Below are 14368 nucleotides of genomic sequence, written 5' to 3'. Positions count from 1 at the left end.
CCTTGGCCGGTTCTCCGGCAAGCCAGCGTCTACCCCGACTCCCGAGCGGCATTCCCCGGAGTTCGCCGCTTTTTGTCGAGCCCTCCCCGGCTCCGGACGCAGGGTGCGGGACGGGCCGCGCCCAGCGGACCGGTTCGGTACTCCCGTCGAGCCGCCAACTCCGCTTCGTCCGCGATGATTTGGGTCCACATCCGACAGGCATGACCCGGCCGTGACGGGCAAGCAGAGGGGAACCGGAGGAGATGAAAGCAGACAGTAACGACGATTAGGGAGATAAGTGATGTCGTCCTACAGCACAGGCGCCCACAAGACGAGCCGGACCAGCGGTCTGGCGATCGCGGGACTGGTCTGCGGCATCGTCGGCCTGTTCATCCTGCCGATCGTCCTGGGGCCGCTGGCCATCATCTTCGGCGCCGTGGCCCTGCGGCAGACCGGCTCCACGATGGCGAAGTGGGACATCGGTCTCGGCGTGGCCGACCTCGTCCTCATGATCGTGATGTTCGCCGTCGCCGCCCGGAACGGCGGCGCCTTCACCTGGCACGTCGGCTGACCCGCCGCGCCCGCGCCCGCACCGGTCACCCGGCGCGCGGCCCGGAAGGGGCAGGACATACCCGCGCCGCCCCCGGCTCCACTGCCGGGGGCGGCGCGGGCGTGATCGACGCGGGCCATGTACGTGGTCCCGCATCCGCGGATGCACCCTCGGGAACCGGCCCGCGCGGGAAGACTTCCGTGACTCCGGGATCGCCGGGGAAGGCCGCCGCTCCCGTGGAGCCGGTGCGGCGGCAGGCCGGCCGTCTCACCGCGAGGTGCCGGGTGGCACGGACGGCAGGTACCGGGGCGCCCGCCAGGCGGCCAATCGCCGCTCCACCAGAGTTCCGAGCGACAGAAGTTCCGCGTCTTCGCGGTCGCCGGCCATCAGGAGCAGCCCGACGGGCAACTCGCCGACGGATCCCGCGGGCACGGACAACGACGGGTATCCGGCGACGGCGGCCGGAGTGGAGGACGGAATGACGTCGTTGTCGCCCCGGGCACAGTCGGTCGTCCAAGCCGGCGGATTCGCCGGGGAAGCGATGGCGTCCAGGCCGTGGGCGGCCATGGTCTCGTCGATGGACCTCCGGGACAGATCCTTCAGCTCCGCCCGCACGGCCCGGTAGCGTGGATCGGTGGTCGAAGGCGCGGCCAGCGCCTGCTCGAACAGTTCCTGGCCCGCGAAGCAGGTCCGCTCGGCCGGGTGCGTCCGGTTGAACTCGACCAGCCCGGCGAGGCTCCGCGGTCCGCTTCGGGTGGCGAGGTAGGCGTCGATGTCCCGGTGGAACTCGCTCAACAGCGCCGGGAACTCGAGCTCGGCAAGCCGGCCCTGGTAGGGCAGCGTCACGTCGACGACTTGTGCGCCCGCGCCGCGCAGCCGGTCCGCCGCGCGCGTCATCACGGCGTCCGTCTCCGGACCGAGCGAAGGCAGGCGCCACAGCCCGATCCTCTTGCCCCGCAGACCACCGGGGCGCTTCGCCGCGTCCGTGAGGCCGGGACCGCCGGCGCGCACGGTGTCGCGACCGCTGAGCACGGAGAGGGTGAGCGCGGCATCCGTCACGTTGCGCGCCATCGGCCCGGCGGTGTCCTGCTCGGCGGAGATCGGGACGACGCCCGACCGGCTGACCACTCCCAGGCTGGGCTTGTGGCCGACGACCCCGTTCATCCCGGCCGGGCACACGATGGAGCCGTCCGTCTCGGTGCCGATCGCCACCTGGGCCAGGGACGCGGCGAGCGCGGCGGCCGAACCGGAGGACGAACCGCACGGATTGCGGTCCAGGACGTACGGGTTGTTCGTCTGTCCTCCCACGGCCGACCACCCCGACGTCGGCTTCGCGGCGCGGAAGTTGGCCCACTCCGACATGTTGGCCTTGCCCAGGATCACCGCGCCCGCCGCCCGGAGCCTGCCGACCAGCACCGCGTCCGTGTCCGGGGGACGCGTGGCCAGCGCGAACGACCCGGCGGTCGTCGGCATGTCGCGGGTGTTCACGTTGTCCTTGAGCAGCACGGGGATGCCGTCGAGCGGACCGCGGACCGTCCCCCGACGGTGCCTGGCGTCGCTGGCGGCCGCCTGGCGCAGCGCCGTCGGGCTCGTGCGCAGCACCGCGTGCAGCTTCGGATCGATGGTCTCGATCCGTCGCAGGTACGCCCGTGTCAGCGCCGACGACGTGAGCGACCCGCGTTCCATGCGCCTCTGTAATTCGGGGATCGTCACCGTGTCGAGGTCCAGTCCGGCCACCGGGGAGGAACCGGCCCGCTGCGCCGCACCGGCCGCACCGTCGGCGGCGGCCTCGGCCCGCTGACCGGGCGCGCCCGCCAGAAGGGGCGCCACGACCAGGGCCGCGGCGAGCACCGTCACGCTTCTTCTCTTCATGGCCGCACAGCCCACTACACGGAGCCGTCCGGCACAAGAGCGCCCCGCCCGCCCGTGCCCACACCCGGGCCCCGTGCCCGGCCCGCCCCGGTGTCGGACCCGTCGGCGAGGCCCCTGTCCCGGGCCGGGGCACGACCGTGCCTCCGGTCGTCGTCACCGTGACGGGCGCCTGCCGAGCTCATCCGGCGACGCGTTGACGGAACCGACGGTGAAGGCCGTGAGGTTCGCACGGTAAGCCGGCACGATCCGGCCCGCGACGACCTGCTCGCCCACGGCCAAGGCCGCGTGCCACGTGCGCCCCTCAAGGGCCATCAGGCCGGTGGGGGCCTGTTGTCGACGCGGTTGCGCCGAGCCGGGCGGAACGCGGCGGCCGGCCGTCCGGCGCCCTTTCGATGTGCTCGGCCATGTGCGGGGACCCGCTTCCGGGGGGCTGTCCGGGAGCTCGGCGGAGTCGAGGACGTGTCGTACGTCCGCGTCCCCGACGGCGGCTTGGTGCATCCGCACTCCGGCATGGGCGAGCCGGTGGACCGCCCGGGTGCGGGCGGCGAGGTCCGGCCCGGACGCATCGAGCCGGACGTGGCAGTCGGCGTGCTCCGGGCCGGGCGGTGCCGCACGCCACGGCCTTCAGCCCTGTCATGTCCGGGGCGCGCACGGCAATCCGCGCCTCTGGTGGGGCGACCTCAGGAGTCGAGGCTGAGTTCCGCCCAGACCGTTTTGCCGGGTTGGCGTGGGGTGACGCCCCAGCGCCAGGCGAGTCGTTCGAGGAGCTGCATGCCGAAGCCGCCGGGCTCGGTGTGCGCGGTGGCGCGCATGCGGGGCTGACGGTCGCTGTCATCGCTGACCGCGATGCACAGCAGCCGCCCGTTCCAGGTGAGCCGGATGAGGGGAGAACCGGTGCCGTGACGAATGGCGTTGGTGATCAGTTCCGAGACCAGCAGTTCGGCGGTCTGCACCACCGAGTGCCGGCGCAGCGACTCGCCGAAACCTTCCACACAGTCACGGACCCAGTGCCGAGCGGTAGCGATGCTCGCCGTGACCGCGGGGAAACGCGACTCGCAGGATGGGATGATCGGTGCGCCTCTCACGAGCTTCCTCCAACGTGCGTGGACCCTGCACCCCTGCGGACAGACGCGGTGTGCGGAACGGTGGCAGCCGTGTGTCGGGTTACCCCCGCCTACCTGGTGAACCATCCGGGCCTACCGGAGGAGCGTCAGATTGTGTGAAGATCATTCGTCGAAGGAGGGGCAGGGTCGGTAGTGGCGGGTCGGCGGGCGCTGGCAGAATCAGGTCCCGTCGCAAGAGACGAGGCCACGCCGGACACGCTGCCGTCGCGGTCCGAGGTGAGGGAGCCGGCATGGGACAGGTTTCGGATGCGGAGATTTCGCTGGACCGTGATGTGTTCCTGCGGACCCTGGTGCGTGAGCTGGCAACGTCGCTGGAGTCGGTGATCGGCCTGGAGGAGGCGTCCGGCTACGTCAGCCTGGTGGGGCAAGCCGTCGGCACCCAGATCGACGAGATGTACCTCAAGGCGCTGGGAACCGACCGCCTCACGGGCGAACAGGTCGCCGAGGCGCTGGTGGATCTCAAGCGCCGCATCAACGGTGACTTCCATGTCATCGAGCACGACGAGACGAAGATCGTGCTCGGCAACCGGGTGTGCCCGTTCGCCGAGAAGGTGTTGGGCCGGGAGTCGATGTGCATGATGACGTCCAACGTCTTCGGCACCATCGCCGCCCGCAACCTGGGCTACGCGCGGGTGGAGCTGGAGGAGACCATCGCGCGCGGTGACGCGGGCTGCCGCGTGGTGGTGCACCTGGTCCCCGACGTGGACATCGAGACGTCGAGTGGCCGCGAGTACTTCGGCGACCCGGCTGTGGCCCCGTGACCCTTGGCCTCTTCCGGGCCATCACCAAACCGCTGCCCCACCCGGTGCTGCTCTGCGGGGCCGACGGCCGCGTACTGGCCGCCAACCCGGCGGCCTGCCGCTGTGACGACCGCCTGCGCCCGGACGCCAGCTTGTTCGATCTACGGCCCGACGACACAGAGTGGCTGCGCCGGCAGTTGGCCGTATGGCTGCGCAGCGGCAGCCCCGTGCCCGGAGCGTTGGTCATGAAGGACGCGGACGGCCGCACGCGGCGCTTCCGCTGCCACGGGGCGCGCGCCACCTGGTGGGACGGCCCGCAGCCGGCCATACAACTGCATCTCGTCGAGGCCGGGACGTCCGACCGGTTCGTCGTGCTGAGCCAGCAGGTGGAAGCGCTGAACCGGGAGGTCGCCTTCCGTCGGGCCACCGAAGTGGACCGGGCGCGGCTGCTGGCCGCCGAACAGGCCGCCCGTGCCCGGTTGCAGCACCTGTACGACCTGACCGCGGCCCTGGCCGGAGCGATCACCCTCGCGCAGGTTTCCCGCGTCGTCAGCGAGGTCGCGCCGGCCGCCCTCGGGGCCACCGCGGCGGAGCTCTACCTGCACTCGGCGCGGCTGGTGCCGCCCCTGCAGCCGGAGGACAACCGCCTCCCGGCCGGGTCGGGGGGCTGGACCGACCTGGACCGGCCGTCTTCCTCGGACGGCTCGCTTCCCCGCGAGGCAGCGGACGCGGTTCCGCTCGCCCTGTCGCTGGAGGCGGACGGCGTCCAGCTGGGCATGCTGATCGTCCACGGCGCACACCACTCCACCACTCCCGAGCATGTGACGGCTGTCGCCCAGCAGATCGCCCAGGCTCTGCGCCGGGCAGGGCTGCACGAGCACGAGCATCGGGTCGCCGAACGCCTGCAGCTCAGTCTGCTGCCCCAGTTGCCGCGCCTGCCCGGTCTGCAGACGGCCACCTGCTACGCCCCGGGAAGCGACCTGCTCTCGGTCGGCGGTGACTGGTACGACGTTTACGACGTGGACGCCGATCACATCGGGCTGAGCATCGGCGACGTGGCCGGCCACGGACTGCACGAGGCGACCGTCATGGCGCAGATCACCGCCGCCCTCCGCAACATCGTGCCGCGCTGCGGCACCGACCCCGCCGCCGTCCTCGACGAACTGAACACCTTCCTGGGCCGCTACCATCCGAACCGCATGGCCACCGCCTGCTACCTGGTCTTCGACCGCCGGACGCGCGGCCTGACCTACGCCCGCGCCGGCCACCCGCCGCCACTGCTCATCCACGCCGACGGCACCAGCGCCTACCTCGACGACGCCACCTCACCGCCCCTCGGCCCCGTCCGCGACGTCTGCTACCGACTGGCCGCCACCACGGTGGACGACGACGACACCCTGCTGCTGTACACCGACGGGCTGATCGAGCGCCGTCGCGAGGACCTCGCCACGGGAATGGAACGGCTGACCTCGTTCGCGCGCACCGTCAGCGGTCTGGACATCGCCGAGCTGTGCGACCGGTTCCTGCACCACCAGCCCGAGGCCGCGTTCCCCGACGACCGGGCCCTGCTCGCCGTCCGCTTCCGCCCACCGGCCTGATCGCCGCCCACGGCGCGCACTCCGCACGGACGTGGAAGGTGGCGGCCGCGCTGCGGCAGATACACCGCACACAGCCCCGTATTTCACTCGAATGGCGGTACCCACCCACTCCGCCACGTGCGCATTACCGGGGCGTATGCCGGACTGGTGCAGGCGGCTTCGACCCACGGGACGCCACCGCAATCTCCATGTGAGCCAAGGAGGAACCATGCGTCGCACGACTGTCAGTACTCTCCTGACCGCCGCTCTGCTCGCGGGCCCCGCTGCCGTCACCGCGGAAGCGCGGACACCGGCAGTGGCCCAGACGGCCACCGTGCAGACCGTTTCACCCCAGGCACAGGACGATCGGAACAAGGACGATGACGACGGAGGGTGGGGGCTCTGGGGGCTCGCCGGCCTCCTGGGTCTGCTCGGCCTCATCCCCCGCCGCCGGAAGACACACGATGCGGGGGCCTACCGCGGCACGGGCACCGGCCGTCCCTGACCCGGATATCCGCACAAGACCCACCTTGCCGCCGACCGGTCCTGGCCGTTCCCGCAGGCTCCTGCCGCGAACCCCGGAAGAGCGGGTGTCCCCCGCACCCCGGGCCCAGCTAGAGCCGCGCCTCTTCGCTCGGGGCCGGGTACGGGTCGCGGAAGGTGAACGCCTGCGGGCCGGGCCCGTTCTCGCGCAGCATCGCGACCCGCTCCACCGCCTCGGCCACGGTCGGGCGGTGGCCCACCGGGATCCACCACAGGGCCTGGTGCGCCTCGGCCATGCGGCGGAACCACTCCCGGCGGCGGCCCAGTACGCGAAGGTGATCGCTGCGGTACGTGAAGTCCCGAAGGGCTTCGACCGACTCCCAGACCGAGCAGTTGAACAGCAGTCGCGCGTCGCTCCCGTCGGGCCGGATGCCGGTCGCGTCCATGCCACCGGCGTCCACCATGCGCCAGACGAACCCGGGGCTCCGGTCGGCAAGCGCGTTGATCTCCGGTTGCAGGGCGACGAAATCGGCCAACTCGGGGCTGTCCAGCGGGGCGACGATGCGGCCGATGTTGACCTGCGCCAGGTGAGACTCAGTCATGAGCACAGCATGACCTGGCCGGACTTCTATCGTCAATGATTTTTATTTTTAGAGAGGGCTACGCAGCATCCGCCAGGGCACGGATCCATCTCCGGTGTCCACTGCCCAGGCGCCAGGCCCTCGATGAGCGCCAGGTTCATCCCGCAGATCAGGGCGGGGAACTCCGTGGCCAGCACGTGGAAGGGGCAGTTGCGCAGCCGCAGCGTCTCCCCGTCCCAGAAGGGCTCGTAGCCGCGGGCCCGCAGCGCCGCCTCCACGTCGTCGGCACGGGCGTCCGGATGGGACGCACCCGCCGCCCTCGCCGCGGCCTGCAACTCCCGGTCCAGCCCGGCGTTCTCCAGCACCTCGGCGAGCAGCCGGCCGGCGGCTTCGTACGACCGCGGCGGCACGGAGACGGAATGCTCCGCTTCGGCGCGCCGGTACAGCTTCGCCGGCCGCCCCGCCCCGGGGCCGGTGCGCCCGGACAGCCGCCGGAAGGAGACGGTGAGCAGCCCGGCCTCGACCAGCTTGTCCAGGTGGAAGGCGGCCAGCGACCGGGAGATCCCGGCCGCTTCCGCGGCCCCGTCACGGCCCACCTCGTCGGGGGCGGCGGCGACGTATCGGTAGAGGCGGCGGCGCACGGGGTCGCTCAGCACGGCCAGCACGTCGAACGTGGAGTCTTCGTCAGTCACACGCCGACTCTATGACCCAGGAGAGCTTGTCACTGATGCCAAGGGAGCCAGGAACTGCCTGCCGGGCTGTGCGGCCGGCGGCGCGACCGGTGGCGCCCGGGCGGCGGGCGGTCCGATCAGCTCGTCGCGCCGCCGGCGGCCGGCGGACTCGGACACGTTGCCGCCGTCGGCCGTGCGGTCAGGACCCTTCGGGCACTCCGGCCCCGTCAAGGCCGCCTGGACCGGCCCGGCCAGGCTTCAGCTGTTCGAGCACGTCAAGGCTCCCCTGGCGGACCTGCCGGTACGGGAGGTCGTCTCGGCCGGCCACCTCGTCACCGACCTGACGCTGTCCCCGATGACGCCGGTGCACGACTCTCTCGCGGGCTGGAAGTACGAGCATCCCGGACACCCGGCCGGACGCCCTCCCGGACGTCATGCCAGGCCCGCGCTCCCGTTCAGCGATCGGAGCAGGGCGTGCTGGCGGCGGACCTGGTCGCGGCCCCGGTAGGGTTCGCGGCGTCCCTCGTACTCGCTCGAGAGCCAGCCCTGCCAGCCGGCCGAGCGCAGGGTGGCGAGGATGTCGTGCCAGGGGATGTGCAGATCGGTGAGCCGGTCGTCGATCTCGAAGAACTTCGCCTGGATGAAGTGCACATGGGGCAGCACGTCGGCGAGGTGGGACAGGGGAACGGCCAGGGGTTCCAGGAACGCGGGGCGCTTCTTGCCCTCGAAGCCCTCGTGGCCGTCGTCGACCGGTGCCGTCTGGAAGATGCCGGTGTCGATGAGCAGCTTGAAGTGGTCGCTGCCGGTCCGGTCGATGAAGTCGAGGTACGCCTGCGTGACCGGGTGCCTGATCGGGGTGGGGCTGTGGATCTCGGGGCAGATGACGATGTCGAGGTCGGCCGCGAGGTCGAGGACCCGCTCCACCGCGGGCTGCCAGATGGGGTGCGGGTCGAGCTCCGGGGTGACGACGCCGAACTTGGGGCGGATCGAGGTGAAGCCGAGCAGCTTGGCCAGGCGCAGGTCGCGTTCGAGCTGTGCGCGGCCCTCCTCGGCGGTGAGGTCGCGGTCGCGCCACATGGCGGTGTCGACCCAGGAGCCGTAGTTCGTCGGCGTGAGCCCGTACCGGTCCAGGTGCCGGTGCCAGGTGTCGATCCAGCCGGAGTCGGGGTGCGGGTAGCCGGGGATGTTGCCTTCGCCGAGGATCTCGATGCCGGTGGCGCCCAGGTCGGCGATGTCGGCCATGGCGTCCTGGAGCGTCATCGACGTGTACAGGTCGCCCGAGTAGCTGTAGAGCGAGACGCCGTAGCGCAGCCCGTGCGGGGCTCCGTCGTCGCCGGGCACGATCGTGGCCGTGGTGGCGGCGCGGAACACGGAGGGTCCGGCGACCTCGGGGATGTAGGGCCGGCGCAGGTGGACCGCGACCTCGATCCGGTGGACGCCCGCGCCGAGACCGCCCGGGTGGTCGACGCAGAGCGTGGCGGTCTCGTCCAGTTGCCAGCGCACGTCCGTGGAAGCGCGCAGGTCGTCGAGCGTGAACGTACGGCCCTGGAGGGTCCAGCGCTGCGCCTCGCGCGGGAAGGGGTGTCCGTCGACGATCACGTCGGCGCCGTCGACGAGGCTGCCGGCGATGCCTCGGTAGTTGGGGTTGCGCAGGAGGAGCTGGAAGCCCGTGACCCCGGTGTCATCGGTCGTGTTGCGGAATCCGCGCTGCTGGATGATCGGCCGTTCGAGCATGGTCGGTCCTTCGTGACGGGTTGCTGGTTGCTGCGGGGAGGTGTGGGTGTGTTGCCGTGGGGCCCGTGGGTCAGTGCTCGCGGTCCTCGAGGCCGTAGAGGGCCATGCAGGCCGCCTGCGCCAGGCAGAGCGCGGCGGGAAGTCCGACGAAGGCCCACTCGATGGCCTGGTCCGCCCGGTCGGAGACGTGGCCGGTGCGGTATCCGCCCCAGGCCAGGGCCCAGGCGAAGAGGGAGCCGCCGAGGGCGGTGCCCGCCTTGGTGGCGAAGCTGTAACCGGCGTACAGCAGCCCCTCCTCGCGGCGGCCGGTGAGGGTCTCGTGGTGGTCGATCGCGTCCGAGACGAGCGCCGGGGCCGCGACGAAGCCGAAACCGCCGATCATGTTGGCGAACAGGAAGACAGCGAGGAACACCGTCGGTTGCCCGTCCAGGAAGAAGAGCAGGACGTACAGGGCCGCCGTGACGGCGAGGCCGATGTTGATGCCGCGGCGCTTGCCGGTGCGGCGCAGGAACCAGGGGGTGACGAGGGAGCCGATCAGGGCCGACAGGGAGAACGCGAGGAGGATGTAGCTGGTGGCCCAGGCGTCGTCGAGGACCTCGCGGGCGTAGAAGACCGCGCCGGCGGTGATGATGCCCAGGCGGACGAACGCGATGAGGGACGCGGCGCTCACGCCCAGCCAGTGACGGTTGTGCCGCAACGAGGCGAGCGCGCCCCATGTGGGAGCCTCCCGGGCCACCGGTGCGGCGGGGCGTTCCCGGCACAGCAGGGCGACGATCCAGTAGAGCAGCGTGCCGACAGCGCCGAGGACGATGGCCATGCCGGTGAAGCCGCGCGCCCGGTCGGCACCGCCCAGGGCGCCGACGAGCGGCATGACGGCGAGGGAGACGGTGATCAGCCCGAGCGAGGCGCCGACGAACCGGTAGCCGCTCATCCTCAGGCGGGTGTCCGCGTCGTCGGTGAGCATGGGCAGCATCGCGCCGTAGGGGACGTTGACGAGCGAGTGACTGATGCCGACGGCGACGAAGGTGGCCGCCGCCCAGACGACCGCCGTGGTGCCGCTGCCGTGTGAGGAGAAGGCCAGGGCGAAGGCGGTGCCGAGGACGGGTGCGGCGAAGATCAGGTAGGGGCGGGCGCGGCCGAAGCGGCTACGGGTGCGGTCGACCGCCAGGCCGACCACCGGGTCGATGACCGCGTCCGCGATGCGGCCGACCAGCAGGATGGTGCCCGCGGTGGCGGCGGCCAGGCCCGCGACGTCCGTGTAGTAGTACAGCAGGAACGCCGTCAGCGTGGTCCACGTCAGGTTGGACGCCAGGTCACCGAGTCCGTAGCCGAACTGGGCGGCCTTGGCCGGCGCGGGCAGCCGGGCGGAGGGTTCCGGGGTCACGGCGGTGGCGGGAGGGGGCACGGCACTCATCGTCGAGTCCCTTCGGGAGGCAGAGGGCACGCCGCCACCACGCACGCCGGGGCGGGGCGGGGGACTGTGGGCGGCTGCCGGAGGACCGCGGCGGGCCTCGTCCGAAGCCCGCTCGCTGTCGACGGAACTTATGCACACCACAGACATAAGTCAATGGCTGCTGCCATCCTTATGTACGGCACAGCCGCCATGGAAGGCGCCGCGGTGCGCCCGCCCGCGCCCCGGCGGTCCGAGGGCCGCGGCTTGGCGGGGCGTCTCACACCCCGCCGACGAGCCGGTCCGGCTCCACCGCGGACGGCCGCCCGCCCGGCGCCCAGGCGGCGAGCGCGTCCGCGGACAGCAGGGTCTCGACGGCGAGGTGGGCCCCGCCCACGACGCCCCCGGTGTCACCCGCCGCCGAGGCCCGGATGGTCAGGTCCGCCGAGGCCAGGGGCAGGGCCCGGCTGCGTACGGTGTGGTCGACGACGCGGAGGAAGGTGTCCCCGGCGGTGACGGCGCCTCCGCCGAAGACCAGGCGGTCGGGGTTGTAGAAGTTCACGAGCGCGGCCATCAGGCTGCCGATGCGCTCGGCGGCCCGCGCCACGGCGGTCAGGCACCAGGCGTCCCCCGCGACGACACCGCGGCCGATGTCGGCCGGGGTGATCTCTCCGGTGGCACGGTGGATGTCGGCCAGGAAACGGCTGCGGCCCTCGTGCACGGCGGTCACCGCGTCCCGGGCCAGGGCCCAGCCGCCGGCGAGCGCCTCCAGGCAGCCGGTGCGGCCGCACCGGCACATCACGGAGTTGTCCTCCAGGACCCGGGCGTGCCCGATGTCACCCGCGGCGCCCTTGCTGCCGCGGTGGACGCGGCCCCGGCTGACGACGCCCGCGCCGATACCGGTGCCGGCCTTGACGAAGATCAGGTGCTGGTCGTCGTCCAGGCCGGCGCTCCTGCTTTCGCCGAGGGCGAGGAGATTGGCGTCGTTGTCGACCCACACCGGCACACCATGGCGGTCCTGGAGCCGTCCGCGGATGTCGAAGCCGTCCCAGCCGGGCATGATCGGCGGCTGCGAGGGCCGGCCCGTGGCGAACTCCACGGGGCCGGGAACACCGATCACCACGGCCCACAGCCGCTCCGGGTCGCGCCCCTCGAGCAGGCCGGCGAAGTGGTCGCCGAGGAAGCCGAGGGTCTCCTCGGGCCCGCGGGCGACCGGCCACTCCAGATGACGGTGTTCCAGCACTCGGGCGTCGAGGTCCGTGACGGCCACGTCGAGCGCGCCGGCACCGAGGACGGCGGACAGCACGAGCCCCTCCTCGGCCCTGAAGCGCAGCCGCCTGGGCGCCCGGCCGCCGCTCGACGGGCCGGTGTCGGCGTCTTCGAGCAGCCCGAGGTCCATGGCCTCCTCCACCCGCTGGGAGATGACGGTGCGCCCCAGGAGCGCCGTCGCGCCGAGCTCGGGGCGGGTGCGCGCCCGGCCCCGGCGCACCAGGCGCACGACGGTGGAGAGGGCCTCGTACTGATCGATGGCGGTGGGCGGTCGACGTGGCATGCCGCCATCATTCCGCACTTCCGCCGTGGTGGAGCACACGCTTGACGGCTTTTGCATGCCACGTGCAATAGTGGGCCCGATCGTTCTTCCGAAGAAGCCGGAGGCTGCCATGTCGCAGCAGATTCAGGCCGCGGTCGTGGGCACGGGGTTCATGGGATCCGTGCACGCCCGCGCCGTGACGGCGGCGAGAGGCCGCGTACGCCTGGTCGTCGGCAGCTCGCCGGGACGCGCCCGGGAGCTGGCCGAGGGCGTGCCCGGCGCCGAACCGGCCGGATTCGAGGAGGTGTTGGCCTCCGACGTGGACGTCGTCCACATCTGCACGCCCAACCACCTGCACTACGACATGGCCCGGCGGGCACTGGAGGCCGGCAAGCACGTGGTGTGCGAGAAACCGCTGGCACTCTCCGTGACGGAGGCGGCGGACCTGGCCGGCCTCGCGGCGCGCACGGGCCGCGTGGCGGCGGTGCCGTTCGTCTACCGCTTCTACCCCTCGGTACGGCTGGCGCGTTCGCTGATCGGCGCCGGCACCCGCGGGCCGTGGCTGCTGCACGGTTCGTACCTGCAGGACTGGCTGGCCTCGCCCGACGCCGACAACTGGCGGGTGGACGCCTCCCGGGGCGGCGGAAGCCGGGCGTTCGGCGACATCGGCATTCACTGGTGCGACCTGATGGAGTTCGTCACCGGGCAGCGCATCACGGCGCTGCAGGCCATGCTCGGCACCGCTCACCCCGTGCGCGCGGGCCGCCCGTCGGCCACCGAGGACGGCGGCGTGATCTCCTTCCGCACCGACGGCGGGGCTCTGGGCTCCCTGGTGATCAGCCAGGCCAGCGCCGGACGCAAGAACCGGCTGTGGTTCTCCTTCGACGGGCCCGACGCCAGTTACGTCTTCGACCAGGAGAAGCCCGAAAGCCTCTGGGTGGGCGGTCCGGACGCCAACCGCACGCTGATCCGCGACCCCGCCCGCGCCGGCGGCCGGCCTCAGGCGCTGCCCGCCGGGCACCCCCAGGGCTACCGCGAGTGCTTCGCCGACTTCGTCGCCGACACCTACGCCGCCGTCCGGGGCGAGATACCCGACGGCCTGCCCACCTTCGACGCCGGGCTGCGTGCCGCCCGGCTGACCCGGGCCGTGCTCGACTCGGCCGCCGCCGACGCCACCTGGACGGAGATCCCCGCATGAAGCTCGGCATGCTCACCGCCTGCCTGCCCGCCTGGCCGCTGGAGCGCGTCGCCGACCGGGCCGCGAAGACCGGCTACGAGCGTCTGGAGGTCGCCGTCTGGCCCGGTACCGGCGGCCGCGACTTCGAGGCGGCGCACATCGACGTCGCGCACTTCGACGGGAGGGAACACGAGCGCGTACAGGGGCTGTTGCGACAGACGGGGCTCGCGATATCGGCTCTGGCGTACTACGAGAACAACCTCCACCCCGACCCGGAACGACGCGCCCGGATCCGTGCCCACCTCAAGCACGCGATCGACGCCGCGCAGGCACTCGGCGTGCCGTACGTGGGAACCTTCATCGGCCGGGACCCGGCCCGCAGCGTGCCCGGCAACCAGCGCGAGGCCGAACGCGTCCTGCCCGAACTCGTCGAGTACGCCGGCGAGCGCGACGTGAAGCTGATCATCGAGAACTGCGTGATGGAGGGCTGGCACCCCGACGGCCACCCGGGCAACATCGCCTACTCCCCCGAGCTGTGGGAGTGGATGTTCTCCCTCGGCCTGTACCTCAACTGGGACCCGTCCCACCTGCTGTGGCTGGGCATCGACCCGCTGGCCACCATCGCGCCGTACGCCGACCGGATCGTCCACGCCCAGGCCAAGGACATCGAGCTGGATGTGGCCGCCCGGAACCGCTACGGCTTCTTCGGCACGACCGCCAAGAACGGCGACCCGTGGGCCACCGGCTGGTGGCGCTACCGGGTCCCCGGCCGCGGCCAGGTCGACTGGGCCCGTGTCGTCGACCGGCTGTACGAGGCCGGGTTCACCGGCACCCTCTCCGTCGAGCACGAGGACCCGCTGTGGAGCGGCACCCCGGAGAAGGTCTGCCAGGGCCTGGCCATCGCCCACCACACCCTGCGCCCCCTCGTCGTGGCCTGACCCCTCACCCCGGAGCCCCAC

The 14368-nt window shown here is 72.2% G+C and carries 13 protein-coding genes and 1 pseudogene; 7 read left to right on the top strand and 7 right to left on the bottom strand.

Features of this window, described 5'->3' with window-relative positions; translation table 11 throughout:
• Nucleotides 1-280 precede the first annotated feature (280 nt).
• Nucleotides 281-550 (top strand): DUF4190 domain-containing protein, encoded by a 270-nt coding sequence (locus tag ACZ4W9_RS18350; RefSeq protein ID WP_467936846.1) that lies wholly within the window; start codon nt 281-283, stop codon nt 548-550.
• 246 nt (nt 551-796) lie between these two features.
• Here the strand turns inward: ACZ4W9_RS18350 and ACZ4W9_RS18345 are convergent, their stop codons facing one another.
• Together ACZ4W9_RS18345 and ACZ4W9_RS18340 are read right to left on the bottom strand one after the other, a co-directional pair.
• Nucleotides 797-2401: an amidase gene (locus ACZ4W9_RS18345; RefSeq protein ID WP_467936844.1), complete on the bottom strand. Its 1605-nt coding sequence runs from the start codon at nt 2399-2401 to the stop codon at nt 797-799.
• Between the two features lie 680 nt (nt 2402-3081).
• Nucleotides 3082-3591: an ATP-binding protein gene (locus tag ACZ4W9_RS18340; protein WP_467936842.1), complete on the bottom strand. Its 510-nt coding sequence runs from the start codon at nt 3589-3591 to the stop codon at nt 3082-3084.
• Between the two features lie 164 nt (nt 3592-3755).
• On the opposite strand from ACZ4W9_RS18340, the gene ACZ4W9_RS18335 reads away from it, so the two are divergent.
• The 3 genes from ACZ4W9_RS18335 to ACZ4W9_RS18325 all read left to right on the top strand — a co-directional run bounded on the left by ACZ4W9_RS18335 (nt 3756) and on the right by ACZ4W9_RS18325 (nt 6347).
• Nucleotides 3756-4286 (top strand): methanogen output domain 1-containing protein, encoded by a 531-nt coding sequence (locus tag ACZ4W9_RS18335; protein WP_467936840.1) that lies wholly within the window; start codon nt 3756-3758, stop codon nt 4284-4286.
• Nucleotides 4283-5863 carry a SpoIIE family protein phosphatase gene (locus tag ACZ4W9_RS18330; RefSeq protein ID WP_467936838.1) on the top strand — a complete coding sequence of 527 codons (1581 nt, stop codon included), beginning with the start codon at nt 4283-4285 and terminating at the stop codon, nt 5861-5863. The genes ACZ4W9_RS18335 and ACZ4W9_RS18330 overlap by 4 nt, the downstream gene beginning before the upstream one ends.
• 91 nt (nt 5864-5954) lie before the next feature.
• Entirely contained in the window at nt 5955-6347 is a 393-nt protein-coding gene (locus tag ACZ4W9_RS18325; protein ID WP_467936836.1) for a WGxxGxxG family protein, read from the top strand.
• Nucleotides 6348-6456: 109 nt separating this feature from the next.
• On the opposite strand, the gene ACZ4W9_RS18320 is transcribed toward ACZ4W9_RS18325, so the two are convergent.
• Together ACZ4W9_RS18320 and ACZ4W9_RS18315 are read right to left on the bottom strand one after the other, a co-directional pair.
• Entirely contained in the window at nt 6457-6927 is a 471-nt protein-coding gene (locus ACZ4W9_RS18320) for a DUF3291 domain-containing protein (RefSeq protein ID WP_467936834.1), read from the bottom strand.
• Between the two features lie 32 nt (nt 6928-6959).
• Entirely contained in the window at nt 6960-7598 is a 639-nt protein-coding gene (locus tag ACZ4W9_RS18315; RefSeq protein WP_467936831.1) for a helix-turn-helix transcriptional regulator, read from the bottom strand.
• Between the two features lie 205 nt (nt 7599-7803).
• Here ACZ4W9_RS18315 and ACZ4W9_RS18310 point away from each other — a divergent pair.
• Nucleotides 7804-8085, top strand: a pseudogene (locus tag ACZ4W9_RS18310) (acetoacetate decarboxylase family protein); the annotation flags it as partial.
• On the opposite strand, the gene ACZ4W9_RS18305 reads toward ACZ4W9_RS18310, so the two are convergent.
• From ACZ4W9_RS18305 to ACZ4W9_RS18295, 3 genes are all read right to left on the bottom strand, one after another.
• Nucleotides 8010-9311, bottom strand: coding sequence for a C-glycoside deglycosidase beta subunit domain-containing protein (locus ACZ4W9_RS18305; RefSeq protein WP_467936829.1), 1302 nt, complete (start codon nt 9309-9311; stop codon nt 8010-8012). The pseudogene ACZ4W9_RS18310 and the gene ACZ4W9_RS18305 sit on opposite strands and share 76 nt — an antisense overlap.
• 70 nt (nt 9312-9381) lie before the next feature.
• Nucleotides 9382-10716 carry an MFS transporter gene (locus ACZ4W9_RS18300; RefSeq protein ID WP_467936827.1) on the bottom strand — a complete coding sequence of 445 codons (1335 nt, stop codon included), beginning with the start codon at nt 10714-10716 and terminating at the stop codon, nt 9382-9384.
• 265 nt (nt 10717-10981) lie between these two features.
• Complete coding sequence (locus ACZ4W9_RS18295; RefSeq protein WP_467936825.1) at nt 10982-12253, bottom strand: ROK family protein; 1272 nt, start codon at nt 12251-12253, stop codon at nt 10982-10984.
• A gap of 109 nt (nt 12254-12362) precedes the next feature.
• Between ACZ4W9_RS18295 and ACZ4W9_RS18290 the strand changes: the two genes are divergently transcribed.
• The gene (locus tag ACZ4W9_RS18290; protein ID WP_467936823.1) at nt 12363-13430 is read left to right on the top strand and encodes a Gfo/Idh/MocA family protein; all 1068 of its coding nucleotides are present in this window, start codon (nt 12363-12365) and stop codon (nt 13428-13430) included.
• A complete protein-coding gene (locus ACZ4W9_RS18285; RefSeq protein WP_467936821.1) occupies nt 13427-14347 on the top strand; it encodes a sugar phosphate isomerase/epimerase family protein in 921 nt (306 codons plus the stop codon). Before ACZ4W9_RS18290 ends, ACZ4W9_RS18285 begins: the two co-directional genes overlap by 4 nt.
• Nucleotides 14348-14368: the final 21 nt, after the last annotated feature.

Source organism: Streptomyces sp. NPDC029296, from assembly GCF_055569255.1.
Note: the sequence above shows the minus strand (reverse complement) of the source record. Positions and strands in the feature narration are given on the sequence as shown.